Source organism: Bacillus sp. JH7 (assembly GCF_001563515.1).
Lineage (GTDB): Bacteria > Bacillota > Bacilli > Bacillales > Bacillaceae_G > Bacillus_A > Bacillus_A cereus.
Window position 1 is genome coordinate 196,396 of record NZ_LPUS01000001.1, and the last position, 25,584, is coordinate 221,979.

A 25,584-nucleotide genomic window follows, 5' to 3' on the forward strand; every position below is an offset into this window, starting at 1 on the left:
TTGAAAAGAATTTTATTAATAGAAGATGAAGTAAGTATTGCAGAATTACAGCGAGATTATTTAGAAATTAATGATTTCCAAGTTGATGTAGAGCATTCAGGAGAAATAGGTTTACAAACAGCTCTGCAAGAAGACTATGATTTAATTATTTTAGATATTATGCTTCCGAAAATGAACGGATTCGAAATTTGTAAACAAATACGTGCTGTAAAAGATATTCCGATTCTACTTGTTTCAGCAAAAAAAGAAGATATAGATAAAATTCGTGGACTCGGATTAGGAGCGGATGATTATATAACGAAACCGTTTAGCCCGAGTGAATTAGTCGCAAGAGTAAAAGCACATATTGCCCGTTATGAAAGATTATTAGGAAATGTAAGTAAGCAACGTGATACGTTATATATTCACGGAATTTCTATCGATCAACGAGCGAGAAAAGTTTTTATAAACAATGAAGAAGTGGCGTTTACAACGAAGGAATTTGATTTATTAACATTCTTTGTCACACATCCAAACCAAGTATTAAATAAAGAACAGTTATTTGAACGCATTTGGGGATTAGATTCCGCTGGGGATTTAGCCACTGTTGTCGTCCACATTAGAAAGCTACGTGAAAAAATTGAAAGAGATCCTGCTCACCCGCAATATATTGAAACGGTATGGGGAGCTGGTTATCGTTTTAATGTGTAATATACCTGCCGAGTAATTGGCAGGTTTTTTATGTTATTTGTTAAAAGGAAATAATAGGTAATTCGTGTTAAGATATAAAGAGAGATAAAACATAGTAGAGCATGAGAGGGTGTGCTACATTTTGGGAGATACATTACAAGATAATAAATCAAACAAGGTCTTAAGGATTGGAACTAATATTATAATTATTTTATTAATTATTGGTGCAATACAAATGTTTTATGATAAAGATTATACAAATGATCATTTCGGCTGGTTATTTTTAGTATTAGGTTGGATAGTTAGAAGCATTTTTAATATTACGATAGGTTTAAAAGAAGGAGATAAAAAGTCAGTGTTGTTTGATGTAGGTTTGGTGCTCTTTTCCTTTTATCTTTTATTTTTATATAGTACGAAATATTTCTTCTGAAAATTTAGCTCATAGTCTTATAGAGACTGTGAGCTTTCCTTAATAATAACGGTACTGGCGTAACGATTTATAAAATATTTGAGTAGTAGAAGTAAACAGGGTCGCTTCTTCTAAAAAAGGATAATGGTTGCTGTTTTCGAATGGAATGAAGATAGAATTACGTATCCCATCATGTATCTCGATAGAATATTGAACTGGACACTGCACATCATATCTTCCGCATATAATAAGTGTCTTTGTTTGGATGAAAGGTAAATACTCTCTTAAATCAAATGAAGGATATTCATTGGCGAAAGCGTTCATCCGGCTAACGGACATTGTTTTGTTGATTGGTTTACAAAAATAAGAGTTGTAGTTTTCTGGTTTATACAATGATAATTTTGTTCTCTCAGTAGATAGTTCTTTTCGTTCTTCACTTGTAAGGTGAGGGCTTTTTAAGTTTTCGATGAGTTTTTGCATATAATGAAACTGTGGATGTGCTGGGTGATAAATGCAAAATGGTGTTTCGGTATAGTTACTTGCTGCAGCTCCTGCTACGACTAATGATTGTAAGGAATTTGGATATGTAATCGCATATAAAAGTCCAAGCATACCACCTGTTGAATGACCGGCGAAATGCCATGTTGGAAGTTGTAATACTTCTCGTATGGCTTCTAAGTCGTGGATTGTTTCAATCATGCTTAATTCGTTTTCTGACTGGGCGGTTACAGAGCGACCAGTATCTCGTAAATTAATGAGAAATACACGATGCGTAGCAGTAAAAACATCCGCAAAGTAATCCCCAGTTTCATTAAATTGTGAATAGTGATGTGTAATACAAAGCGATTCGCCATTTCCTTTTGTAAAGAGTTCAAATGTACCGCGTTTCGTGTTGATTATTTGTTGTGTCCACATAATATCACGACCTTTTCTCATAAAAGTTGGGCCAGGCTGTTATGAAATGAAAATATATCAGCGATTATTAGAATATATCGGCGCAAATCGGAATATATCAGCGATTATCAAAATATATCGGCGTAACTCGGAATATATCAGCGATTATTAAAATATATCGACTTACCGACAGAAAACGACAATAATAGCAAGCTTTAAATAAAAGGAGGCTATTCAAAAACGAGCCTCCTTTTCGTTTAGTATAAAGATTTTGTCATATTATTCCGAATAATTTCAAGGGATTTCGCTACAGTTAATGCGTTTTTTTCTTCAATTTCTGGTTTACGGGGGATAGGTTTATACATGTTGTCTGGATCTTCCCATGTGAGGGGAAGTTCTGTTTCTGCTTGTCCTTTCCAAGCTTCAATCCATTCTGGAGGGAGATAACCTGAGATGTTTTGGATGTTGTTCATTTCGAGCCAAATGAGCGCCCAAGCTCTTGGAACGACGCGCCAGTGATCATAGCCACCGCCACCGACAGCGATCCAGCGACCTTCGCAATATTCATTAGCAATTTCACGAGCGAGCTTCGGTATTTCGCGGTAAATATTCATTGTCGCACAAAGATGTGTAAGTGGGTCATAATAATGTGCGTCAGCACCATTTTGCGTTAAAATAATATCCGGTTTAAAGTACGCTGCAACTTCTTTTACAACAGTTCGATATGATTCTAAGAATGATTCATCTTCTGTAAAAGCATCGAGTGGAACATTAAAAGAATAACTATAACCATTACCTTGGCCACGTTCGTTTACAGCGCCAGTTCCAGGGAATAAATAGCGACCAGTTTCATGCAGTGAAATGGTGCATACGTTAGGGTCATCATAAAACGACCACTGTACGCCATCACCGTGATGAGCATCTGTATCAATATATAAGACGCGTAAACCGTATTTCTTTTGAATATATTTCATTGCGATAGAACTGTCGTTATAAATACAAAAGCCAGATGCTTTGCCGCGAAAGCCGTGATGTAAGCCGCCGCCCAAATTAAGTGCGTGTTTTACTTTTCCGGAAAGAACAGCATCGACAGCTGTTAACGTACCGCCAACGAGCAATGCGCTTGCTTCGTGCATATTTGGGAACATCGGTGTATCTTCTGTTCCGAGTCCATATGTCATTGCAATTGATTTTTCTAACTTTCCTTCTCCAGCACGTTTTACCGCATTTATGTACTCCTCTGTATGAACGTAGGCGATCTCTTCATCTGTAGCCATCCGTGGTGAGATGATTTGAGAGGGAGAGATGAAACCGCCCTTTTGTAATAAATCATACGTAAGTGTGACGCGCAGTTGGTTAAAAGGATGATCAGGGCTAAATGAATAGCCCCGAAAGTCATCCGAATAAATAAACGCGCTACTCATGCCTGCATCCCCATGATGTTTGGCCATAATACGCGGTAACCTTCTGCTTCAAGTGCATCAATCACTTTTAGAGGATTCATCGTTTGAATGCGGAAAACGAGTACTTTATCATTCTCGTCTTTTGCTGGGTAGACGAGAACGCTCACGATATTTATTTGTAAATCACTAAAAATAGCAACGACTTTTCCAAGAATACCAGGTTCGTTTTTTACTTGAATTTCAATTTGCGAACTTGGTTGATGTGCTCCTGTTAATTTTACTAATGTGTGCAGTACTGTAGATTCAGAAATGATTCCAACTAACTTCCCGGCCTTTGTAACAGGAAGACAGCCAATTTTATTTTCAAAAAATAAAGTAGCAATTTCCTCAACGAAATCGAGAGGATGGCAAGTCATAACAGGATGTTTCATAATAAGTTCGAGCGGTTGCTGTAGCATATCGATTGAAACTTGTTCATCTAGAATAGACGGACTTGCATCTCTTACATCCCGATCAGAAATAATGCCTACGACATGATTATTTTGATCGACAATTGGAATGTGCCGAATGCCTTTCGTGCGTATCGTTCGGATTGCTGTTTCGATTGTATCGTTTGGATGTAATGTAACTACATTTTGATTCATAATTTCTTCTACAATCATTCCAGTTGCCCCCTTTATTAATACATAAAACGATTGTGAAAACGTAGACGATCAAAAGCTTGAATAGAATCCGTATCAACGCGTTTACCGATGCGGACCATTAAACAGTTGGCAGGATGTGAACAAATTTCAGGATCGTCTGTAGCCATCCATTGTAACCCGCCAGCATTCATCATCTTCTCCATTACTTTTCGGTATTCCCACACATTCAATCCTGTTTGTTTCAAATCCCAGTGCCAATAATATTCAGTCGTCAATATAATGTAATCTTCCATATAATCGTCCATCATAGAAACCTCTAGTAAGTTCTTTCCGACAGAACTCCCGCGGAAGGCTGGGACTACTTCAATTGCCCCAAGCTCAATTAAGTTTTCCATTTTTCCTTCTGACCATCGTTCAAGTGGATCAGGATACAAGTATGTAACATATCCAACAATTGTTTGGTCATGTCTAGCAATAATGAGACGAGCTTCTGGTAATTTAGAAATTTCGACAATTGCTTTATATTGTTGCTCGGCAGGACGAAACGCAATTAAGTCTGGATGAAACTCATACATTTCTAAGTTATGTGTAGAGACAGGACCTTCAATAATTAAAGTGCCTTTCGCTGTTTTTAAGTTTCTAGCATTATATATTTTTTTATGAATCAATGTATTGCTCACCACCTTGAGGGTTTGTGAATCTATTAATATCGTACTTTATAATATATGCGATGTGAATCGAAATTTGTCATTAAAAATTTGTCTAAAAATCAACAAATATACTGAAAATTTTAAATAATGTCATTATAATAGATAATAGAATACATAGGAGGGGGATGTAAAGTATGAAAGTAGAAACGCTTCCTGTCATTAAAGGAGAAAATAATTTGCCGAATTATGATGAGGCATACGCGAATTTTAACTGGGAAGAGGTTAATAAAAACTTTACTTGGAATGAAACAGGCCGAGTAAATATGGCGTATGAGGCAATTGATAAGCATGCGAAATCCGATCGAAAGAATAAAGTAGCTCTTTATTATCAAGATGGATCGCGAAAAGAGAAATATACATTTAAGGAAATGAAGGATTTTTCTAATAAAGCAGGAAACGTCCTTAAGAATTATGGCGATGTAGAAAAAGGCGATCGCGTTTTTATTTTTATGCCACGTTCTCCAGAGTTATATTTCGCACTTTTAGGTGCAGTGAAATTAGGAGCAATTGTTGGACCGCTATTTGAAGCATTTATGGAAGGCGCAGTTCGCGATCGCTTAGAAGATAGCGAAGCAAAGGTGTTAATTACAACGCCTGAATTGTTAGAGCGCGTACCATTAAATGATTTACCGGCTTTAAAAACAGTTTTCCTTGTTGGAGATAATGTAGAAGAAGGCGGTAAAACGGTAGCGTTCAATCCTTTATTTGAACAAGCTTCAAAAGAATTACATATTGAATGGTTAGGCCGTGAAGACGGCTTGATTCTACATTACACGTCTGGTTCTACTGGTAAGCCAAAAGGTGTGCTTCATGCGCAAAACGCAATGGTTCAGCACTATCAAACGGCGAAGTGGGTATTAGATTTAAAAGAAGACGATGTATATTGGTGTACTGCTGACCCGGGCTGGGTAACTGGAACAGCTTACGGTATTTTCGCACCGTGGTTAGTTGGAGCGTCAAACGTTATTTTAGGTGGACGCTTTAGTCCAGAAGCTTGGTATGAAGCACTGCAAGATTACGGTGTGACGGTTTGGTACAGCGCACCAACAGCATTCCGTATGTTAATGGGAGCTGGACAAGACGCAATTAAAAAATATGACTTATCACAAGTTCGTCACGTATTAAGCGTTGGTGAGCCGTTAAATCCAGAAGTAATTCGCTGGGGTATGAACGCATTTGGACTTCGTATTCATGATACGTGGTGGATGACAGAAACAGGTGGACAAGTTATTTGTAACTACCCTTGTATGGAAATCCGTCCAGGTTCAATGGGTAAACCAATTCCAGGTGTGAAAGCAGCGATTGTTGATAATGAAGGAAATGAAGTGCCTCCTTACACAATGGGTAACTTAGCAATTGCGAAAGGTTGGCCATCTATGATGCGCGGGATCTGGAATAACCAGCAAAAATATGAATCTTATTTCATGCCGGGAGATTGGTACGTATCAGGCGACTCTGCCTATATGGATGAAGATGGATACTTCTGGTTCCAAGGACGTATTGACGATGTAATTATGACGTCAGGTGAGCGCGTTGGTCCGTTTGAAGTAGAAAGTAAATTAATCGAGCATGCTGCTGTTGCAGAAGCTGGTGTAATTGGTATTCCTGATCCGGTGCGCGGCGAAATTATTAAAGCATTTATCGCACTTCGAGCAGGATACGAACCATCTGATGAATTAAAAGAAGAAATTCGTCAATTTGTAAAGAAAGGCCTAGCAGCTCATGCAGCGCCACGACAAATTGAATTTAGAGATAAATTACCGAAAACGAGAAGTGGTAAAATTATGCGCCGCGTATTAAAAGCGTGGGAGTTAAACTTACCAACAGGTGACTTATCAACGATGGAAGATTAAGAGAGAAAGGTCTGAACGAAAAATGTTCAGGCCTTTCTTTTTTATGATATCATGAACTTATATATATAAGTTAAAGGGGATAGTATGATGAAAACAGAAAAGGAAAAGATGATACTAGGAGAAATGTACATACCGGCTGATCCAGTTTTAGTACAAGAAAGAGAGCAAGCACGTATATTAACGAGAAAATTAAATGATACGCCAGAAGAGCAATTGAAAGAGCGTAGCGAAATCGTAAAAGAATTATTCGGAACGACAGGAGATAATATTCATCTTGAATCTTCTTTTAGATGTGATTACGGCTATAACATTCATGTCGGTGAAAATTTTTACGCGAACTTTGACTGTACGATTTTAGACGTATGCCCGGTAACAATCGGAGTGAACTGTATGTTAGCTCCAGGTGTTCACATTTATACAGCAACGCACCCACTTGATCCAATTGAGCGTATAAGCGGATCAGAATACGGAAAACCAGTTACAATTGGCGATAACGTATGGATTGGCGGAAGAGCAATTATTAATCCAGGTGTAACAATTGGAGACAATGCGGTGATCGCATCTGGTGCTGTCGTAACGAAAGATGTGCCTAATAATGTAGTAGTTGGCGGGAATCCTGCAAAGATTATAAAAAAACTAAAATAATATTTGAACGAAGTGTCTTCCTCGTCTGTATACATTTATGAAAGAATAGATGAGGGAGGCTTTTATATGTCTAATAAATTACTCTTTGCGACGTTGTAAAGGATTGGAGAGAAGTGAAATTCCACCTCTATTTGACATGCCTATATAAATGATGGTATAAAGAAAAGTATATGAATAATTGAGCGTGGAAAGGGAGAAGTAGTGATCATTTCCCTGTTTTAGAGAGCTGATGGCCGGTGAAAATCAGCACATAGATGATCGCGAATTACGCCCCTAGAGCATCTTTTTTCGATTGAATTTTATTCAAAAGGGAAAAGACGGTGCTAAGCCGTTATGTAAATAAGGTGGTAGGCTTTTTTGCCTGCAACTAGGGTGGTAACGCGATAATCAAAATCGTCCCTTATTTGAAGGGGCGATTTTTTTATGTTTTCAACCTTCACGCCAGTAATGAACTTAAAGGAGAGTATGTAGGATATGGGTATTTTACAAGATCTTGAATTTCGCGGTCTAATTAATCAGCAAACAGATGCTGAGGGCCTTGAGCAATTATTAGAAAAAGAAAGCGTTAAATTATACTGTGGTTTCGACCCGACAGCGGATAGCTTACACATTGGTCATATGTTACCAGTATTAATGTTACGTCGTTTCCAATTAGCTGGTCACCAACCAATCGCACTTGTTGGCGGTGGTACTGGTATGATCGGTGACCCGAGTGGTAAAAAAGCAGAACGTACATTAAATACGAAAGATACAGTTGCTTACTACACAGAAAGCATTAAAAACCAACTTTCAAACTTCTTAGAGTTTGAAAACGTGGACAACCCAGCAACGATGGCTAACAACTACGACTGGCTTGGTAGCTTAGATGTAATTTCATTCTTACGCGATATCGGTAAAAACTTCGGTTTAAACTATATGTTAGCAAAAGATACAGTAGCATCTCGTTTAGAAACTGGTATTTCATTCACTGAGTTTAGTTACATGATTTTACAATCATACGACTTCTTAAACTTATATCAGCAACATAATTGCCGTCTACAAATCGGTGGTAGTGACCAATGGGGTAACATTACAGCTGGTCTTGAATTAATCCGTAAATCAGAAGAAGATGCGAAAGCATTCGGTTTAACAATTCCACTAGTTACTAAATCTGACGGTACGAAGTTTGGTAAAACCGAAGGCGGCGCAATTTGGTTAGACCCAGAGAAAACAACTCCTTACGAGTTCTACCAATTCTGGATTAACACAGATGACCGCGACGTTGTTAAATACTTAAAATACTTCACATTCTTATCTCATGAAGAAATTCTTGAGCTTGAAAAGCAAGTAGCTGAAGCGCCAGAAAAACGTGCAGCACAAAAAGCATTAGGTTCTGAAATGACAAAACTTGTTCACGGTGAAGAAGCATTAGAGCAAGCGATTAAAATTTCAGCTGCATTATTCAGCGGTTCTGTAGCAGAACTGACTGCAAGCGAAATCGAGCAAGGATTCAAAGACGTACCATCTGTAGAACGTACTGCAGAAGATACAGTATTAATCGACTTACTTGTAGAAAGCAAAATCTCTCCATCAAAACGTCAAGCACGTGAAGATGTAACGAATGGCGCAATCTACGTAAACGGTGAGCGTACACAAGCATTAGACTACGTTGTAACAGAAAACGACCGCATCGAAGGTAAATTCACAATCATTCGCCGCGGTAAGAAGAAATATTTCTTAATTCGTTACTAATAAATAAAAAGCTTTGAGGAATTTCCTCAAAGCTTTTTTGTTTTAATCTCCTTTTCGAGTTCATACGGAAATCACATGTAAGCGGTATGATAAACGTATAACAATTAGAAAGGAGTGGTAAAACGAAATGTCACTAGAAGCGTTGATTATTTTTTCTTTGCTAAACGCGGGTCAACTTGCAGAGAATTCGAAAGTTGATATACATAAAGAGCAGAAAGATGCTTATGTATATGTTCAAAAAGAGGAAAATAAATAACTTTAATATATATAAATAAAAGCTACTCGAAGTAACTGTTTTGGTGTCTTCGGTAGCTTTTTACATTATGAATAGATAGGAATTAATTCTCGCTTGAAATCTTCGTACATTTCAAAGGCAATTTTCATGATTTCTTTGAGTTCATCGTAACTGTGGAAGCATGGACGAAGTATTTTTTTTGTATCATTTGATAATATTGCTACAAACATAGCCCATGGATCTCCAGCTCTTATTGCACCATTATGTCGTGCAGACCAAATAAACTCAACAAGGCCATGTTTTAAACTAATATTAAATCTAAAAGTATAGATGTTTTTATTCTTGACCTCACCAACAATAAAAAAATTTTCTTTTTTCATGAAACGAGCTTTATAGCCAAGAGACTCAAATACTGCAATTACTTTTTCGTTTTCATAGTTTTCAAATGTGTTTTCTCTATCTGGAAATTGTTTTGATAATGCTTTATATCTCTGAATAAAATCAATTTTCTCAAGTACCTCTTTAATTTCGGGTTCTAAATCATACGCCATCAATTATTCCTCCCTAAATCTAATATCAATATCATATTTTTCTTTTGCTAGCTTGATATATTCATCTATTTTTTTGAATTTTTTATTAGATGTTGGAATCTCTGAAATATGTCTTCCTTCTAGTAACTTTCCCTCCCCTTACAAGAAAATAATACCAATTTAAGGAAGGGGTTGTAAATTGAATGTTCTAATAATTTGACAGTTAAAGAGATACTTGTTCATTAAGTTTTTTTTATCTTATTCAGATGCTCGGGTGATGAAGAGGTTTTTAAGTTGAATGTGAATAGAAAAAGGGAAGGTATAGATTATGTACAAATAAATACGTTGTAAAAATAATGTTAACAAAAGGAGAGTACAGCAAAGAAAAATGAATTATGGGGTAGGTTTTTATTAATGTGGATAAAAATGGATGAAATTTTAGAGAGAGGGCTAAGTTTTATTTTGTTACATTGTTCCGTTTTTATACATATACAGGCTATATTTAATAAAAAAAGCCCAGGCCCCTTGATAAACAAGGTTCCTAAGGCTTTTAATACGACTCTTTGCAGAGTACCGAGATTAACGAGAGTAGAACTCTACGATTAATGCTTCGTTGATTTCAGCTGGTAACTCAGAACGCTCAGCGTGACGAGTGTAAGTAGCTTCTAATTTGTCAGCATCGAAAGTTAAGTATTCTGGTACGAAGTTGTTAACTTCGATCGCTTCTTTAACAACAACAAGGCTGTTAGATTTTTCGCGAACGCTGATAGTTTGACCAGGTTTTACACGGTAAGATGGGATATCTACGCGAGCGCCATCAACCATGATGTGACCGTGGTTTACTAATTGGCGAGCTGCACGACGAGTGCGAGCTAAGCCCATACGGTAAACTAAGTTGTCAAGACGAGCTTCAAGAAGGATCATGAAGTTTTCGCCGTGCTTACCAGGCATTTTACCTGCTTGGTCAAATGTGCGACGGAATTGACGCTCAGTCATGCCGTACATGTGACGAAGTTTTTGTTTCTCTTGTAATTGTAAACCGTATTCTGAAAGTTTCTTACGTTGGTTAGGACCGTGAGGACCTGGTGCGTAAGGGCGTTTTTCTAATTCTTTTCCTGTGCCGCTTAGAGAGATTCCAAGACGACGAGACAGTTTCCAAGCTGGACCTGTATAACGAGCCATAGTTGACTCCTCCTTTAAAAATGTTTTTATTTACGTAAAATAAAAACAGACGTAATCGATATTTACGGGCATTTTGTTTTCATGTACCTTCGCTCCAGCAGCAGGGAGTTACGAGATACACCTCCGTAGAGGAACAAAATACAAACGATAAACTCACATTACAAGGCTGCCTTTTTATTTTACACAAACGCTATTATATCTTTTACCCAGAGTTTCGTCAAGCAAGTACGTTTTTGTTTTATGCATAAAAATTTTGGAAATTAATATAAGAAGGAATTTAAAACAATATAGAAGAAGAGATAGAAACACAAATAAAACGCTTACATAAAATAAAGGAAAACGTTCATCAAATTTTTATGGATGAATATGCGGCAATAAAAACATAAGGGGGATGTTTTTATGAAAAAGAAGCATATGGAGACAGCGTTAATTCACCACGGTTATACACCTGAGGAACATAAAGGAAGTTTAACACCACCTTTATTTCAAACTTCTACATTTACATTTGAGACTGCGCAGCAAGGAGAGGCGAGTTTTGCGGGAGTGGATCCATCTTATATTTACTCACGGCTTGGAAATCCAACTGTGAAATTATTTGAAGAACGTATGGCGTTGTTAGAAGGAGGAGAAGAAGCACTTGCCTTCGGATCTGGTATGGCAGCTATTTCAGCAACGTTAATCGGTTTTCTAAAAGCTGGAGATCATATTATTTGTTCAAATGGATTATATGGATGCACGTACGGTTTTTTAGAAGTGTTAGAAGAAAAATTTATGATTACGCATTCGTTTTGTGATATGGAGACAGAGGTTGATATTGAAAATAAAATTCGCCCAAATACAAAGCTTATTTTCGTTGAAACACCGATTAATCCGACAATGAAATTAATTGATTTAAAACAAGTGATTCGGGTTGCAAAGCGAAATGGCTTACTTGTTATTGTTGATAATACATTTTGTTCACCTTATTTACAAAGACCGCTTGAGCTTGGCTGTGACGCTGTTGTGCATAGTGCGACAAAATATATTGGTGGTCACGGTGACGTTGTAGCGGGCGTAACAATTTGTAAAACGAAAGCATTAGCTGAAAAGATTCGCCCGATGCGAAAGGATATCGGCGGTATTATGGCACCGTTTGATGCGTGGTTATTATTACGCGGGTTAAAGACGTTAGCAGTAAGAATGGATCGTCATTGTGATAATGCAGAAAAAATTGTATCGTTCCTAAGAAAACATGATGCGGTAGAAGGTGTTTGGTATCCAGAAGGGGAGTTAGCATCTCGTCAAATGAAACGCGGGGGCGGTGTTATTTCTTTTTCAGTAAAAGGCGGAAAAGAAGAGACGCAAGCGTTTATTAATGATCTTCACTTTATTACAATTGCGGTGAGTTTAGGAGATACAGAAACGTTAATTCAGCATCCAGCAACGATGACGCACGCTGCGATTCCAGCTGAACTAAGAAAAGAAATGGGCATTTTCGATAATTTAATACGCTTATCAGTCGGTTTAGAATCGTGGGAGGATATCGTTTCTGATTTAGAGCAGGCATTAAAGAAAATATCTACTGTTAATCAATAAAAAAGAGTGAGCTATCGGTTTTGTACAGGACGTACTAAATCGATAACTCGCTCTTTTCTTTTTACATATGTTTTAGGAGTGTTTCCACAAACTTTTCTAAATAGCGCTGATCTACTTCATCGAAACGATTCTTTTCAGGACTATCAATGTCAAGTACACCAATGACAGCTCCTTCTTTCATAATCGGTACAACGATTTCTGAATTAGAAGCACTATCGCAAGCGATGTGACCTGGGAATTGGTGAACGTCTGCTACAAGCTGTGTTGTTTTCGTTTCAGCTGCTACGCCGCAAACGCCTCGTCCAAATGGAATGCGCACGCAAGCAGGCATTCCTTGGAACGGTCCAAGAACAAGCTGAGTTCCTTCTGTTACGTAAAAGCCAACCCAATTAACGCGATCTAAAAATTGGTTTAATAATGCGGACGCATTTGATAAGTTTGCGACTACGTTTGATTCGCCAGTTAATAACGCATCCAGTTGTTTAATTACTGTCTCATATTGCTGCACGCGAGATCCTGCATAACTTTCTTTAGTAAACATGGAAACAGCTCCTTTTTTATCGAGATGTGTAAAATATTAGCAAAATACGATGTATTTCACATGACTTTGTCGATAGAAAATTAAAGGAATTTGTCTTAAAAGTCAAGAAATTTAAACTATAGCTGTTCAGTGAAGGGAAGTGAGCGCATGAAGCAGACGAAACAAAAAGTAATTGATGCGGCAATATCGTTGTTTAATACGAAAGGTTATGATGGAACGTCAGTGCGAGACATTGCAAAGCGAGCGGATGTGAATGTAGCGAATATTTCATATTATTTTGCTGGGAAGCAAGGTTTATTAGAACAGCTTATTACTGATTTTTTAGAAGGATATATTCATGTGATTGAAATGTCGTTTGAACAGAGAGAGTATTTGTCGGCTAAAGATGTAATGGTGCAAATGGTGCGAGGGATTTTACGATATCAATTTGAAAATAGAGAACTAACACGTTTCTTCTACCGAGAGCTTTCGCTTGATACGACATTAATTCGTGAAGTGATGACCGTTTATTTTTCTAAAGAAAGATATTATATAGAACAAATGATTAGACAAGGACAAATGAAACAAGAATTTCAGAAAGTATCATTTACAATGTTTATGACGCAATTAAAAGGTATGATAAATATGCCGTTTTTATATCCACAATATATATCAGAAGTACTGCATTCTTTCCCGTCTGAGACATTTTTTATAGAGATGTACACGAAAGAGATTGAGCAATGGATGGAACAAGCATTATGTAAAGCGAATATGTACCATGAATGGCCAAGAGCTGTTCATATGTGAAGAATCCCCACCTAACGAACTGAGGTGGGGATTTTTATGTTTACTTTTCTTTGCCATAAATTGTTACATAATAGCGCGATAATTGTTAATGCAGCTCCAGCGATTTCAATTTTATCGACTGTATAACCTCGAAAGATAGAACCAATCAGTGCAAGGATAGGAACTAAATTCATAAATAATATGCCGTTAATAGATGAAATATAGCGATTTCCCATATTCCAGCAAAATACAGCGATAACGCCTGCGATAATCGACATATAAAAGAGTTCAAAACGAACGCTCACAACTGTACGCAGTGACGGCATAGTAACTATATTTGTGTACGTTAAGAAAGTAACAATAACGATGAGTGAAATGGAGCCAAATAAACAAGTTAATGTCGTGTACCTAAGTGGTGACCAAGATTGAAAACGAGCACCCCCGTTTGTATAAATGACCCAGCAAGTAACGCCGCATAGCATCAATATATTTGTTGATAAGTGGCTTGCAGCTCCAAATAGTAATTCAATATTTCCTTTTGAAATGACAAGCATAACACCAAGTAATGCAACGAACATACAAAGGAATGTATAGTTTTGTGGGCGGCGATTTTTCGTTATCCATTGCAGTGATAAGGCAATCAGTGGCATAAGGGATTGAATCATAGCTGCATGGATTGCTCCGGAAGGTCCGGCAAGTTGTTGTCCGTAGAAAACGAGAAAACCATACCCCGCGAAACCGACTGTCCCGTAAAAGAATAGAGAAAGTGTTCTTTTTTCTAAGCGGAGTGAAGTCTTTCCTTCAGTAATTAATAGCAAAATAAGAAAAATAATAGCTGCTGATCCATAGCGAATCGTTGTGAAGAAGAATGGATCGATAAATTGCAGAGCATTTGCCATTACAGGAAACATAAATCCCCAGGCAGTGACGGCGAGTAAGCATAGAAAGGATCCGAGTAGCATTTGTTTTTTGTTCAAGAGTATCTTTCCCCTTTACATTTCGTTATAGTAAGTTGATGAAATAAGTATAAAGAGTAATTGTTTATAGGAGGAAATATCGATTTCTTATAACGGTTATAACTTTTTGTTAGAGGTGTGTACGATGGATTTGGAGGCAGTACGATCGTTTATTGAAGTGAAGCATACGCGAAGTTTATCAAAGGCAAGTAAGATTTTACATATATCGCAACCAGCGCTTAGTAAACAAATTCAAAAGTTAGAAGCGGATTTAGAGGTTACTTTACTTAAACGTTCTGCGCAAGGAGTAGAGTTAACGGAGGCAGGAGAGTTATTTATAAAAAGAATGTTACCAATTTTGGAGCAAATAAATGAAGTGAAAACAGAAATGAGGGGGTATCAAGAGAACCGGAAGTTTTCAATTGGTATACTACCGAGTTTAGCGGAGTATTACATATCAGAATGTAAAGATATATTAGGTGATGAGTTCGAAGTGGAATGGCAAATCGGACATACGGAAGTATTAAGAGAGTTATTTAAAGCGCGGGAGATTGACGCGATGTTCATCGATTCAGTAGTAGAAGGTGCTACGTATATAAAAGAAGTGCAACAAGAGAAAATTGTTTGTGCCGTTTCAAATAATCATCCGTACAAAGAGAAGATAGTCATTCAAATAGAAGAGCTGCACAATGAAAAATTAATTGTATATCCAGAAATATGTGATGTAAGGAAAATGATTATGAACATGTTTCATGAAATAGGTGTAAAACCAACTATAGCTGTGGAAACATCTTACGCAGAACCGATGCTTGCAATGGTAAAAGCTGGCCTTGGTATCACGTTACTTCCAGAAAGGGCAGTAGAGCAGTCTGTAAGGCAAGGAAATGTACATGTAATTTCTGTTGAACCACCACTCATGCGGAAAATTTATTTCGTATCCCATACGAAAGATTGTTTGTTATTACAATCATTTGAGGATAGGTAGTGAGGTAGGCGGAATATTGAGAAAGATTACAATCACATTGAAAGGAACATGAAATTTTTAAAAAAACTAGGTCAAAAACAAACCATTACATGGTATGATTAGTACATTGTTAGTTGTTAAATATAGGGGAATTCCCTTTTTATACATAATGCCTTCCATTTCATAAACGGAACGGACAAAAAAAGAGATATAACTAGGAGGCTTTTTTGCATGGATTCTATCCTGACGATCGTTATCATTGTAGTAAGCTCTATTCTAGTGCTGCTCATGATAGAGCTTGTGATAAGAAATCGTTCATATAAAGATATTGAAGCACTGGAGCAGTGGAAACAAGAGATAAAAGATAAACCTGTGGCAGATGAACTAAAACGGGTAAAAGATTTAAACATGACGGGTCAAACAGAAGAACTGTTTGGTAAATGGCGTGAAGAATGGGATGAAATTGTATCAACAACCCTTCCGAAAGCTGACAAAGATTTAGCGCAAGCGCGAAAATTCGCCTCGCAATTCTCCTTCCGAAAAGCAAAGCATGCGATGAACGAATCCATAAGTGGTTTAGATGACGCTGATAATCGTATTACGGACATTTTAAATGAATTACAGCAATTGTTAGAAAGCCATGAGAAAAATAGCTCGGAAATTGAAGGGTTACGTGATACATATCGTAGTATGAAAAAGAGTGTTCTTGCTCATAGACATATGTATGGAGCAGCAGAGCAGAAAATCGAAGAGATGCTAGACGCTGAATCTGAGAAATTTAAAACCTTTGAAGAAGCGACAAACAATGGCGACTATTTAAAAGCGAGAGAAATTGTTATTAGTTTGGAAGAAGGTTTAGCAGATTTAGAAATCATTATTCACCAAATTCCAGATTTATTGGTAGAGTGTCAAGCGACGTTACCAGTTCAGCTGGAAGATTTATTACACGGACACAATGATATGGTAAGACAAGGTTATGTATTAGATTATTTGGAAGTCCCTAAAGAAGTTCGTGATATGACGAAACAACTACAAACATGTTTAATGGATATACAGGAGCTTCATATAACAGAAGCGGCTGAAAAAGTAGAAAACTTAAAAATACGTTTAGATGGCTTCTACGATCAACTGGAACAAGAAGTACATGCGAGACATTATGTGGAGCAAAAAACACTTTCTGTTTATGATGATTTAGAAGAAATGCGCATCGAAACGATTGAAACGAAAACAGAAACACAACTTGTGAAACAAAGCTATCAGTTACAAGATAAAGACATTGAGTCTCAAAAAGTAATTGAAAAGCAAATGCACATTTTAACGAAACGTTTTGAAATGCTACAATTACGCGTTGCAGAACAAGATATTGCCTTCTCTATTATTCGCGAGGAACTAGAAGAGGTTTATGAGCAATGTGAAACGTTAAAAGTACTTCATGCAGAATATAAAGAAATGCTGCAAACGATGCGTAAAGAAGAATTTGAAGCACGTGAGAAGTTACAAGAAATGCGAAATACTATTTTCGAAACGAAACGCTTTATGCAAAAGTCGAATTTGCCAGGTCTTCCAGAGAGTATTATGGAAGATTTAAAAAGAGGGCAAATGGCAATGCAAGCTGTATATGAACAATTAGAAGTGAAGCCGTTAAATATGAACGCTGTAAATAGCAGTTTAGAAGAAGCATATACAACTGTGAACGGTGTGGCTGAAATGACAGAAGAGTTAATTGGACAAGCGTATTTAGTGGAAAAATTAATTCAGTACGGTAACCGTTACCGTAGTCATGATGAAAACCTAGCAGAAAGTTTAAATTATGCTGAGAAATTATTCCGTGAATACCAATACGATGCAGCTTTAGAACAAGCGGCTTCAGTATTAGAGCAACTTGAACCTGGCGTTGTTCAAAAAATAGCTGAATATGTAGACAATGAACAAACCCTTTCATAAAAGGGTTTGTTTTTTTATGTAATTTTGCAGGCGATGTTGCTATAATGAATAGCGGAATACAGCAAGGTTATTCGTTTCAAAATAAAGTGAAACTGTAATCGGTGGGAGGATTCATCCCCACTGATTACTAGCCTTCACCAATCGGACATTTACGGGCAGTTAATCTCCCATCTAACTTCTTTGCTCTAACTGGATTTTGAGGTGAGAGTCTTATTGCCCGTTAATGCGGGATAAAGTGAAACTGTAATGGGAGGGCATCCTCGCCAATTATTAGCCTTCACCAATCGAGATAAAACGGAACCTTTGCGTAGTCTTAGCGTAATGACACGTATTTATGATATGATTATACGATGTGATAGCGCTGAAAGGGGAAGAACGATGATCTATTTTGATAATAGTGCGACGACGAAGCCATATCCAGAAGCTCTTCAATCGTACGTGACGGTTGCTGGGAAATATTTTGGTAATCCTTCTTCTATTCATTCGCTTGGAGGAGAGGCAGAGCGTCTATTAACACAATCAAGAACGATTGCAGCGCAGCTTCTTCGTGTTAAACCTTCTGAAATTATTTTTACATCAGGTGGAACGGAAGGAAATAACCTTGCGATTAAAGGGATAGCGATGAGGAATCGTTCGCGTGGCAAACATATCATTACAACAAATATTGAACACGCGTCTGTGTTTGAAGCATATAAGCAATTAGAAGAACTCGGGTTTGATGTAACATATTTACCGGTTAACGAGCATGGTGTTGTATCGGTAGAAGATGTGAAACGAGCGCTTCGTGAAGATACGATTCTTGTGTCAATTATTCATGTGAACAACGAAACCGGAGCAATTCAACCCGTTGCTGAAATTGGAACGTTATTATCGAATCATCCGAAAATAAGATTCCATGTAGATCATGTACAAGGGATAGGAAAAGTACCGCTTGATTTATATGCTTCTCATATTGATCTTTGCTCAATATCTGGACATAAATTCCACAGTGTAAAAGGAACAGGTCTTCTTTATGTACGCGATGGCGTAAGATTAGATCCGATTTTATCAGGTGGTCAACAAGAGCTTAAGTATCGCTCTGGTACAGAGAATTTACCTGGCATTGTAGCGATGGTGAAAGCACTTCGCATGACAATGGAACAAGTGAAAGAAAAGGTAGCTCATTTGCAAAGTTTACAAGCAGAGCTTGTTCGTTTCTTTAAAGAGATGGAAGATGTAACGATTAACACGTCGCTTGCATATGCAGCACCGCACATTTTAAATGTATCATTTGTTGGTTTAAAACCAGAAGTAGTCGTTCATGCTTTAGAAGAACACGGTGTATATGTGTCAACGAAATCTGCTTGTTCTTCAAAAGCAAATGAAGTGAGCAGAGTGTTAGTGTCAATGGGAGTGCCGCATGCAGCAGCTGCAAGCGCTATTCGTATTAGTTTGGCACCAGAAAACACAATGGAAGAAGTAAAACAATTTGAAGGTATTGTAAAAGAGACGATGCCAAAATTATATGAAGTGATGAGGTAAAGAAATTATGTTGAAATATGAATATATTTTAGTGCGTTATGGAGAAATGACGACAAAAGGTAAGAACCGTTCTAAATTTGTAAGCACATTAAAAGATAACGTGAAGTTCAAACTGAAAAAATTCCCAAATATTAAAATCGATGCAACACATGACCGTATGTACATCCAGTTAAATGGCGAAGATCATGAAGCGGTATCTGAAAGATTGAAAGATGTATTTGGCATTCATAAATTTAACTTAGCGATGAAAGTACCATCAGAATTAGAAGACATTAAAGAAGGTGCATTAGCAGCTTTCTTACAAGTAAAAGGCGATGTGAAAACATTTAAAATTACTGTACACCGTTCTTATAAGCATTTCCCAATGAGAACGATGGAATTATTACCTGAGATTGGTGGACACATTCTAGAAAATACAGAAGATATTACTGTAGATGTTCATAATCCAGATGTAAATGTACGTGTAGAAATTCGCAGTGGTTATAGCTACATTATGTGTGATGAGCGTATGGGAGCTGGCGGTTTACCAGTTGGCGTTGGCGGAAAAGTAATGGTACTTCTTTCTGGTGGTATTGATAGCCCAGTAGCAGCGTACTTAACGATGAAACGCGGCGTATCTGTGGAAGCAGTTCACTTCCATAGTCCACCTTTCACAAGTGAGCGTGCAAAACAAAAAGTAATCGATTTAGCGCAAGAGTTAACGAAGTATTGTAAACGAGTAACGCTTCACCTTGTTCCGTTTACAGAAGTGCAAAAAACGATTAATAAAGAAATCCCATCTAGCTATTCAATGACGGTTATGCGCCGTATGATGATGCGTATTACAGAGCGTATTGCTGAGGAGCGTAACGCACTTGCAATTACGACTGGTGAAAGTCTTGGGCAAGTAGCAAGCCAAACGTTAGATAGTATGCATACGATTAACGAAGTAACAAACTACCCAGTTATTCGTCCGCTTATTACGATGGATAAATTAGAGATTATTAAAATCGCTGAAGAAATCGGCACGTATGATATTTCAATTCGTCCATATGAAGATTGCTGTACTGTATTTACACCAGCAAGCCCAGCGACGAAGCCGAAACGTGAAAAAGCAAATCGTTTTGAAGCGAAATACGATTTCACACCATTAATCGATGAAGCTGTAGCGAACAAAGAAACAATGGTATTACAAACGATAGAAGTAGTGGCGGAAGAAGAAAAATTTGAAGAACTTTTCTAAACCATAAATTACCATATCTAAAACGTGTATGAAGTCATGTTATTTATCACACTCTATACTCACAAGGAGGTGATATAACATGTCACGTAGCACAAATAAATTAGCGGTTCCTGGTGCTGAATCAGCATTAGACCAAATGAAATACGAAATCGCTCAAGAGTTTGGTGTTCAACTTGGAGCTGATGCAACAGCTCGCGCTAACGGTTCTGTTGGTGGTGAAATCACTAAACGTCTAGTTTCACTAGCTGAGCAACAATTAGGCGGTTACCAAAAATAATCCCATATGATGGCTTAGAAAGAGCGGGTTCTCCCGCTCTTTCTTTTTTGTGTTGCCATTTGTCGGTAAGTTGATGTAATTTCATTTAGTAATTCGACAGAACTGAAAAATTTGTCAAAAGAAGAGGGTTCAAAATTAACAGAAAATTCTTTATTATATAAAGGAGGCATAAAGAAAAGGGAGGATATTTTATGAAGCGAGAAGAATTGTTGGCGCCACCGTCTTATAATTTAGTTTCTGAAATAGAGAAATATACGGGTGATAAAGGGAAATTAGCTTTAATTTGGCAAGATGATAAAGGGAATCGAAGGGAAGTTACATACGCTGAATTAATGCAAGGTGCGAATAAAATTGGAAACGCTTTTATAAAAAGTGGTTTGCAAAAAGGGGACAAGCTTCTCATTATGATGCCGCGTTTAATTGAAGCGTACATGACGTATATTGCTGCTATTAAAGCAGGATTTGTCGTAATTCCAAGCTCGGAAATGTTACGTAAAAAAGATATAGAATATCGAATTGAACATGGAGAAGTAAAAGCGATAGTAAGCTATGAGCCGTATATTAGGCAGTTTGATGATATAGAAGCGATGGAATCTCTTCGAAAATTTGTCCTGAGCGAGCAGTCAGTAGATGGATGGATTAATTTAAAAACAGCGTTAGAAACAGAGAGTGACATGTTAGAAATGGCGAAGACAGATAAAGAAGATATGGTTTTTTTATCTTACACGTCAGGAACGACAGGAAATCCAAAAGGTGTCGTTCATACACATGCGTGGGCATACGCTCATTTACGTACGAGCGCTCCAAATTGGCTCGGAATTGAAGAGAATGATATTGTATGGGCAACAGCTAGTCCAGGCTGGCAAAAGTGGATTTGGAGCCCGTTTTTAGCAACGCTAGGATCAGGGGCAACAGGATTTGTATATCACGGTAAGTTTGAACCGAAAACGTACCTGAACTTATTAGACGATAATAAGGTGAATGTGCTTTGTTGTACACCGACTGAGTATAGATTAATGGCAAAGGTAGAAGATTTAAGCCAGTACAATTTAGAGGCGTTACATAGCGCTGTATCCGCAGGTGAGCCGTTAAATAGAGAAGTCATTGGAACGTTCCGAAAGCACTTTCATATTACAGTGAGAGACGGCTATGGGCAAACGGAAAATACATTACTTGTTGGTGTAATGAAAGGGATGGATATTAGACCAGGTTCAATGGGGAAACCAACGCCAGGTAACCACGTCGATATCGTAAATGAGGAAGGTACTCCAGTTAAAGTAGGCGAAGTTGGTGATATTGCAGTTCACATTGAAACACCGGCCCTCTTTAAACAATATTACAAAGACGATGAACGTACAGCGATGCAATTCCGCGGTGATTATTATATTACAGGTGATAAAGCGAAGAAAGATGAAGACGGCTACTTCTGGTTTGAAGGGCGCGGTGATGATATCATTATTAGCTCTGGTTATACAATCGGGCCGTTTGAAGTAGAGGATGCACTTGTAAAACATCCTTACGTAAGAGAATGTGCAGTTGTCGCAAGTCCTGATGAAATTCGTGGAAGTGTCGTGAAGGCATTTATCGTATTAAGAGAGAATATAGAAAAGAACGAAGAAACATTAATTCCAACACTCCAACAACACGTCAAAGAACTCACTGCACCATATAAATACCCTCGCAAAATTGAATTTGTAGATGAACTACCAAAAACGATTTCTGGAAAAATTCGCCGTATTGAACTTAGAAAACAAGAGATGGAGATTCCGTCAAAATAATTTTGAAAACAGTGAAGTAAATAGTTGAATGAAATGCAAAACAATGATAATATAAAAACGAACACAAGTTCGATTTTATAAACTTAAAAAAGAGGTGTCCGTATGATTTTAGGTATTAATCCGTACTTAGTTTTAGATGGTAGTGGGCAAGAAGCTGTACAGTTTTATAAAGAGGCTTTAGATGCAAAAGTAGAAGTCATGCAAACTTTTGGTGACATGCCTGAAAATCCAGAATACCCGATTCCAGCTGAAGCGAAAGAGCGCGTTTTACACGCTACTTTAAAAGTTGGTAATACGGATCTTATGATTTCTGATACATTCCCAGGTCAAGGACATGCAATCGGATCTCAAGTAACAATCGCAATTCAAATTAGTAATGCAGAAAAAGCAAAAGAAGTATTCGATAAGTTACAAGAAGGTGGAGAAGTTATCATGCCACTTCAAGAAACATTCTGGAGCCCAGCATACGGACAAGTAAAAGATAAATTTAATATTGAATGGCAAGTTACAACGTCTACTACTGAACAAAAGTAATTTTTAGAAAAGCACCATGTTTTGAAATGGTGCTTTTTTTTTATACAATAAAAAATAAAGGAGATGGGATATATGGGAGAAATTTGGTATGGTGGCACCATTTACACAATGAGAGAAGAAAATGAAAAAGTGGACGCTGTTTACGTTGAAAACGGCATAATTGTTGATGCTGGTAATAAGGGAGAATTAGAAAGCAGATATTCAAACGTAAAGTTACATGACCTAAAAGGAAAAACAATGATCCCAGGTCTCGTTGATAGCCATATGCATCTTATTGGGCATGGAGAGAGATTACTCCGTCTAGATTTATCAAATTGTACATCTTATAGCGAAGTACTGACTCTTGTTCAGAAGCGAGTGGAAGAAGCTCCAAAGGGCTCTTGGATTATTGGAGAAGGATGGAATGAAAATAACTTTACAGATACGAAAGATGTTCACGCGCGTGATTTAGATGAAATTTCGAAAGACCATCCTATTTTATTAAAGAGAGTTTGTCGTCACGTTACATGGGTGAATTCATACATACTGCAAGAAGCGGATATAACAGAAGCGACAGAAGATCCAAAAGGCGGGAAAATTGGCAGAGATTCATCAAATAAGTTAACAGGACTTTTATATGAACAAGGGCAAGAATTAATTAAACATGTTCAGCCAGAAATTGATGAAGCTTATTTACAAAGAGCTCTGCAAACAGCGATTAAAGATTGCTGGAAATACGGACTTGTTGGCGGGCATACGGAAGATTTAAATTATTATGGTGGTTTTAGAAAAACGCATAATGCGTTTTCTCATGTGATAAAAGAAATGCCATTTAAAGCCCATTTGCTCGTTCACCATGAAGTAGCACATGAACGAAAAGAATATGAAAATGAACATTATATTGAATTTGGGGCAATGAAAATTTTTTCTGACGGTTCTTTTGGCGGAAGAACAGCATTATTAAGTGAACCGTATGAAGATGCTAAGGAAACGAATGGGGTTGCGATTTTCTCACGTGAAGAACTTGCAGAATTAGTGAAGAAAGCACGAGATTTACATATGCCAGTTGCGATTCATACTATCGGTGATTTATCGCTTGAATATGTCATTGATGCACTCGAATTATATCCACCAGCAAAAGGGTTACGTGACCGCATTATTCATTGTCAGCTTGCTCGTGAAGAGTTGATAGAAAGAATGAAAAACTTGCCAGCCATTATCGATATACAGCCAGTCTTTCTTTCATCAGATTTTCCGTCAGTCATTGAAAAATTAGGAGAGCGTCGTCTTCGTTATGCGTATGCTTGGAAGACGTTACTGGAAGCAGGATTACACTGCAACGGTGGTTCAGATGCTCCTATTGAACAAGTAAATCCGTTTTTAGGCATATATAGCGCTGTTACACGTAGAAGTTTTATTGACGGTGTATGCTATATGCCTGAGGAAAGATTAACGGTATATGAGGCTGTTTCTTTATTTACAACAGGAAGTGCCTATGCAATTGGAAAAGAAGCGAAGCGAGGGCAAATTACAAAAGGATATGAAGCAGACTTTACAATATTAGACCGCAATATGTTTGAAATTGAGGCAGAAGAAATAAAAGAAGTACAAGCAGAAATGACCGTAATAGATGGCCAAGTTGTCTATAGAAAAGATGCGTAAAAATATATCAGCGATTATCGGAATATATCGACTTACCGACAAAAACTGACAAGAATAACGGCCGGATAGTAAGAGATTATTGTCCGCGCCAATCGGGGTAAATAAATAACCGCAGAATTATGGAATTCCATAATTCTGCGGTTATTTTAATCCTATAAAAACGTTCTCTGTACTTTTTCCCAGAAAGAGTTGTTTTTTAATTTAACCGTTTTAATTTGTTTATCGCTTAAGCGTACAACAGCTTTTTCCACTTGTTTAATGCTAAGCGCTTCGTTATCCATGCCGATAACAGGATAATCGTTACCGTCTGGTCTTAGTTTTAAAGTTAATGTACGTTCGTGATTTAAAATGAAAGGTGAACCGAGCGTACGGTAAGTGTTGTTGTTTAAAGATGCTAGTTCGCTTACTTGGAAACATGGAATAAGTGGGTCAACAACTGCGCCATGCAATGATTTATTGTAAGCAGTACTTCCTGTTGGGGTAGAAACTACTAAACCGTCACCTCTAAATGTTTCGAAATATAAATCATCAACGTGAACATCTACAACGAATGTTTTTATAATACTAGAACGTAATGAGAACTCATTTAAACAATGGAAAGATGTACTGTGATCTACATCTACCTGAATTGTTGGATATTTACGCACTTCAATTTCATTTTTTGTAATTTCTTGAAGGGCTGTATCAACGTGATCAATATGGAAATCGCAGTAGAAAGAAGTTTCATCTTTCGTAGAAATCCCTGCGTATAAACAATCTTCTCTAAAACCAGTTTTACGAACGGCTTGTAAGAAGGTTGCATCATCTCCAACACTGACGATAGCGTTTGCATTTTTTGGATGATCTAATATGGTAAATCCATTCTCTTCTAAAATACGATAGATTGGTTTCATTTTTTCAACGAGCGTTGCTTTGTCATCACCATAAAAGAAAAATAAATTGCGACGATCTGCCATTATGT

At 37.4% G+C, this 25,584-nt stretch carries 25 protein-coding genes and 1 other annotated feature; of the genes, 16 read left to right on the plus strand and 9 right to left on the minus strand.

Going from position 1 to position 25,584, the window contains the following annotated elements; all coding sequences use genetic code 11:
• On the plus strand, positions 1-690 hold the full coding sequence (locus tag AU379_RS01140) for a response regulator transcription factor (RefSeq protein WP_001986686.1): 690 nt from the start codon (positions 1-3) through the stop codon (positions 688-690).
• Positions 691-811: 121 nt separating this feature from the next.
• Positions 812-1,099: a hypothetical protein gene (locus AU379_RS01145; RefSeq protein ID WP_000502934.1), complete on the plus strand. Its 288-nt coding sequence runs from the start codon at positions 812-814 to the stop codon at positions 1,097-1,099.
• A gap of 39 nt (positions 1,100-1,138) precedes the next feature.
• Here the strand turns inward: AU379_RS01145 and AU379_RS01150 are convergent, their stop codons facing one another.
• The 4 genes from AU379_RS01150 to acuA form a co-directional block, all read right to left on the minus strand.
• The gene (locus AU379_RS01150) at positions 1,139-2,014 is read right to left on the minus strand and encodes an alpha/beta hydrolase (protein ID WP_002005817.1); all 876 of its coding nucleotides are present in this window, start codon (positions 2,012-2,014) and stop codon (positions 1,139-1,141) included.
• A 215-nt stretch (positions 2,015-2,229) separates the two neighbouring features.
• Complete coding sequence (gene acuC, locus AU379_RS01155; RefSeq protein ID WP_000092824.1) at positions 2,230-3,396, minus strand: acetoin utilization protein AcuC; 1,167 nt, start codon at positions 3,394-3,396, stop codon at positions 2,230-2,232.
• The gene (locus AU379_RS01160) at positions 3,393-4,037 is read right to left on the minus strand and encodes an acetoin utilization AcuB family protein (RefSeq protein ID WP_000634578.1); all 645 of its coding nucleotides are present in this window, start codon (positions 4,035-4,037) and stop codon (positions 3,393-3,395) included. Before AU379_RS01160 ends, acuC begins: the two co-directional genes overlap by 4 nt.
• A gap of 17 nt (positions 4,038-4,054) precedes the next feature.
• Complete coding sequence (acuA, locus tag AU379_RS01165) at positions 4,055-4,687, minus strand: acetoin utilization protein acetyltransferase AcuA (RefSeq protein WP_000581388.1); 633 nt, start codon at positions 4,685-4,687, stop codon at positions 4,055-4,057.
• 176 nt (positions 4,688-4,863) lie between these two features.
• Here acuA and acsA point away from each other — a divergent pair, with 176 nt between their 5' ends.
• The 4 genes from acsA (at position 4,864) to AU379_RS01185 (ending at position 9,214) form a co-directional block, all read left to right on the plus strand.
• Complete coding sequence (gene acsA / locus AU379_RS01170; RefSeq protein WP_000862049.1) at positions 4,864-6,582, plus strand: acetate--CoA ligase; 1,719 nt, start codon at positions 4,864-4,866, stop codon at positions 6,580-6,582.
• 84 nt (positions 6,583-6,666) lie between these two features.
• A complete protein-coding gene (locus tag AU379_RS01175; RefSeq protein WP_016099034.1) occupies positions 6,667-7,227 on the plus strand; it encodes a maltose acetyltransferase domain-containing protein in 561 nt (186 codons plus the stop codon).
• 176 nt (positions 7,228-7,403) lie between these two features.
• Positions 7,404-7,631: a binding site (T-box leader), on the plus strand.
• Between the two features lie 70 nt (positions 7,632-7,701).
• Complete coding sequence (gene tyrS, locus AU379_RS01180) at positions 7,702-8,958, plus strand: tyrosine--tRNA ligase (protein ID WP_000512092.1); 1,257 nt, start codon at positions 7,702-7,704, stop codon at positions 8,956-8,958.
• A 127-nt stretch (positions 8,959-9,085) separates the two neighbouring features.
• Positions 9,086-9,214: a hypothetical protein gene (locus AU379_RS01185; protein WP_000050940.1), complete on the plus strand. Its 129-nt coding sequence runs from the start codon at positions 9,086-9,088 to the stop codon at positions 9,212-9,214.
• Positions 9,215-9,279: 65 nt separating this feature from the next.
• Here the strand turns inward: AU379_RS01185 and AU379_RS01190 are convergent, their stop codons facing one another.
• Entirely contained in the window at positions 9,280-9,744 is a 465-nt protein-coding gene (locus AU379_RS01190) for a hypothetical protein (RefSeq protein ID WP_000312820.1), read from the minus strand.
• Positions 9,745-10,302: 558 nt separating this feature from the next.
• A complete protein-coding gene (gene rpsD / locus AU379_RS01195; protein WP_000135317.1) occupies positions 10,303-10,905 on the minus strand; it encodes a 30S ribosomal protein S4 in 603 nt (200 codons plus the stop codon).
• Between the two features lie 399 nt (positions 10,906-11,304).
• Here rpsD and megL point away from each other — a divergent pair, with 399 nt between their 5' ends.
• A complete protein-coding gene (gene megL / locus AU379_RS01200) occupies positions 11,305-12,480 on the plus strand; it encodes a methionine gamma-lyase (protein ID WP_000726564.1) in 1,176 nt (391 codons plus the stop codon).
• Positions 12,481-12,541: 61 nt separating this feature from the next.
• Here megL and AU379_RS01205 read toward each other — a convergent pair whose 3' ends face one another.
• Positions 12,542-13,021 (minus strand): GAF domain-containing protein, encoded by a 480-nt coding sequence (locus AU379_RS01205; RefSeq protein WP_061138917.1) that lies wholly within the window; start codon positions 13,019-13,021, stop codon positions 12,542-12,544.
• 147 nt (positions 13,022-13,168) lie between these two features.
• Here AU379_RS01205 and refZ point away from each other — a divergent pair, with 147 nt between their 5' ends.
• Positions 13,169-13,807 carry a forespore capture DNA-binding protein RefZ gene (gene refZ, locus AU379_RS01210; protein ID WP_000814921.1) on the plus strand — a complete coding sequence of 213 codons (639 nt, stop codon included), beginning with the start codon at positions 13,169-13,171 and terminating at the stop codon, positions 13,805-13,807.
• Between the two features lie 11 nt (positions 13,808-13,818).
• Here the strand turns inward: refZ and AU379_RS01215 are convergent, their stop codons facing one another.
• On the minus strand, positions 13,819-14,763 hold the full coding sequence (locus AU379_RS01215; RefSeq protein ID WP_061138918.1) for a DMT family transporter: 945 nt from the start codon (positions 14,761-14,763) through the stop codon (positions 13,819-13,821).
• A 124-nt stretch (positions 14,764-14,887) separates the two neighbouring features.
• Between AU379_RS01215 and AU379_RS01220 the strand changes: the two genes are divergently transcribed.
• From AU379_RS01220 to AU379_RS01255, 8 genes are all read left to right on the plus strand, one after another.
• Entirely contained in the window at positions 14,888-15,727 is an 840-nt protein-coding gene (locus AU379_RS01220; RefSeq protein WP_000362536.1) for a LysR family transcriptional regulator, read from the plus strand.
• A 210-nt stretch (positions 15,728-15,937) separates the two neighbouring features.
• On the plus strand, positions 15,938-17,650 hold the full coding sequence (gene ezrA, locus AU379_RS01225; RefSeq protein ID WP_030028553.1) for a septation ring formation regulator EzrA: 1,713 nt from the start codon (positions 15,938-15,940) through the stop codon (positions 17,648-17,650).
• Positions 17,651-18,028: 378 nt separating this feature from the next.
• Positions 18,029-19,171: a cysteine desulfurase family protein gene (locus AU379_RS01230; protein WP_000638992.1), complete on the plus strand. Its 1,143-nt coding sequence runs from the start codon at positions 18,029-18,031 to the stop codon at positions 19,169-19,171.
• Positions 19,172-19,178: 7 nt separating this feature from the next.
• Entirely contained in the window at positions 19,179-20,393 is a 1,215-nt protein-coding gene (gene thiI / locus AU379_RS01235) for a tRNA uracil 4-sulfurtransferase ThiI (RefSeq protein WP_000922336.1), read from the plus strand.
• A gap of 79 nt (positions 20,394-20,472) precedes the next feature.
• Complete coding sequence (locus AU379_RS01240; RefSeq protein WP_000091640.1) at positions 20,473-20,670, plus strand: alpha/beta-type small acid-soluble spore protein; 198 nt, start codon at positions 20,473-20,475, stop codon at positions 20,668-20,670.
• Between the two features lie 191 nt (positions 20,671-20,861).
• A complete protein-coding gene (locus tag AU379_RS01245; RefSeq protein ID WP_061138919.1) occupies positions 20,862-22,448 on the plus strand; it encodes an acyl--CoA ligase in 1,587 nt (528 codons plus the stop codon).
• Positions 22,449-22,550: 102 nt separating this feature from the next.
• Complete coding sequence (locus AU379_RS01250; protein WP_000600350.1) at positions 22,551-22,982, plus strand: VOC family protein; 432 nt, start codon at positions 22,551-22,553, stop codon at positions 22,980-22,982.
• A 72-nt stretch (positions 22,983-23,054) separates the two neighbouring features.
• The gene (locus AU379_RS01255) at positions 23,055-24,623 is read left to right on the plus strand and encodes an amidohydrolase (protein WP_061138920.1); all 1,569 of its coding nucleotides are present in this window, start codon (positions 23,055-23,057) and stop codon (positions 24,621-24,623) included.
• A 152-nt stretch (positions 24,624-24,775) separates the two neighbouring features.
• Here the strand turns inward: AU379_RS01255 and AU379_RS01260 are convergent, their stop codons facing one another.
• On the minus strand, positions 24,776-25,579 hold the full coding sequence (locus AU379_RS01260) for an NAD kinase (RefSeq protein WP_000785186.1): 804 nt from the start codon (positions 25,577-25,579) through the stop codon (positions 24,776-24,778).
• Positions 25,580-25,584 lie beyond the last annotated feature (5 nt).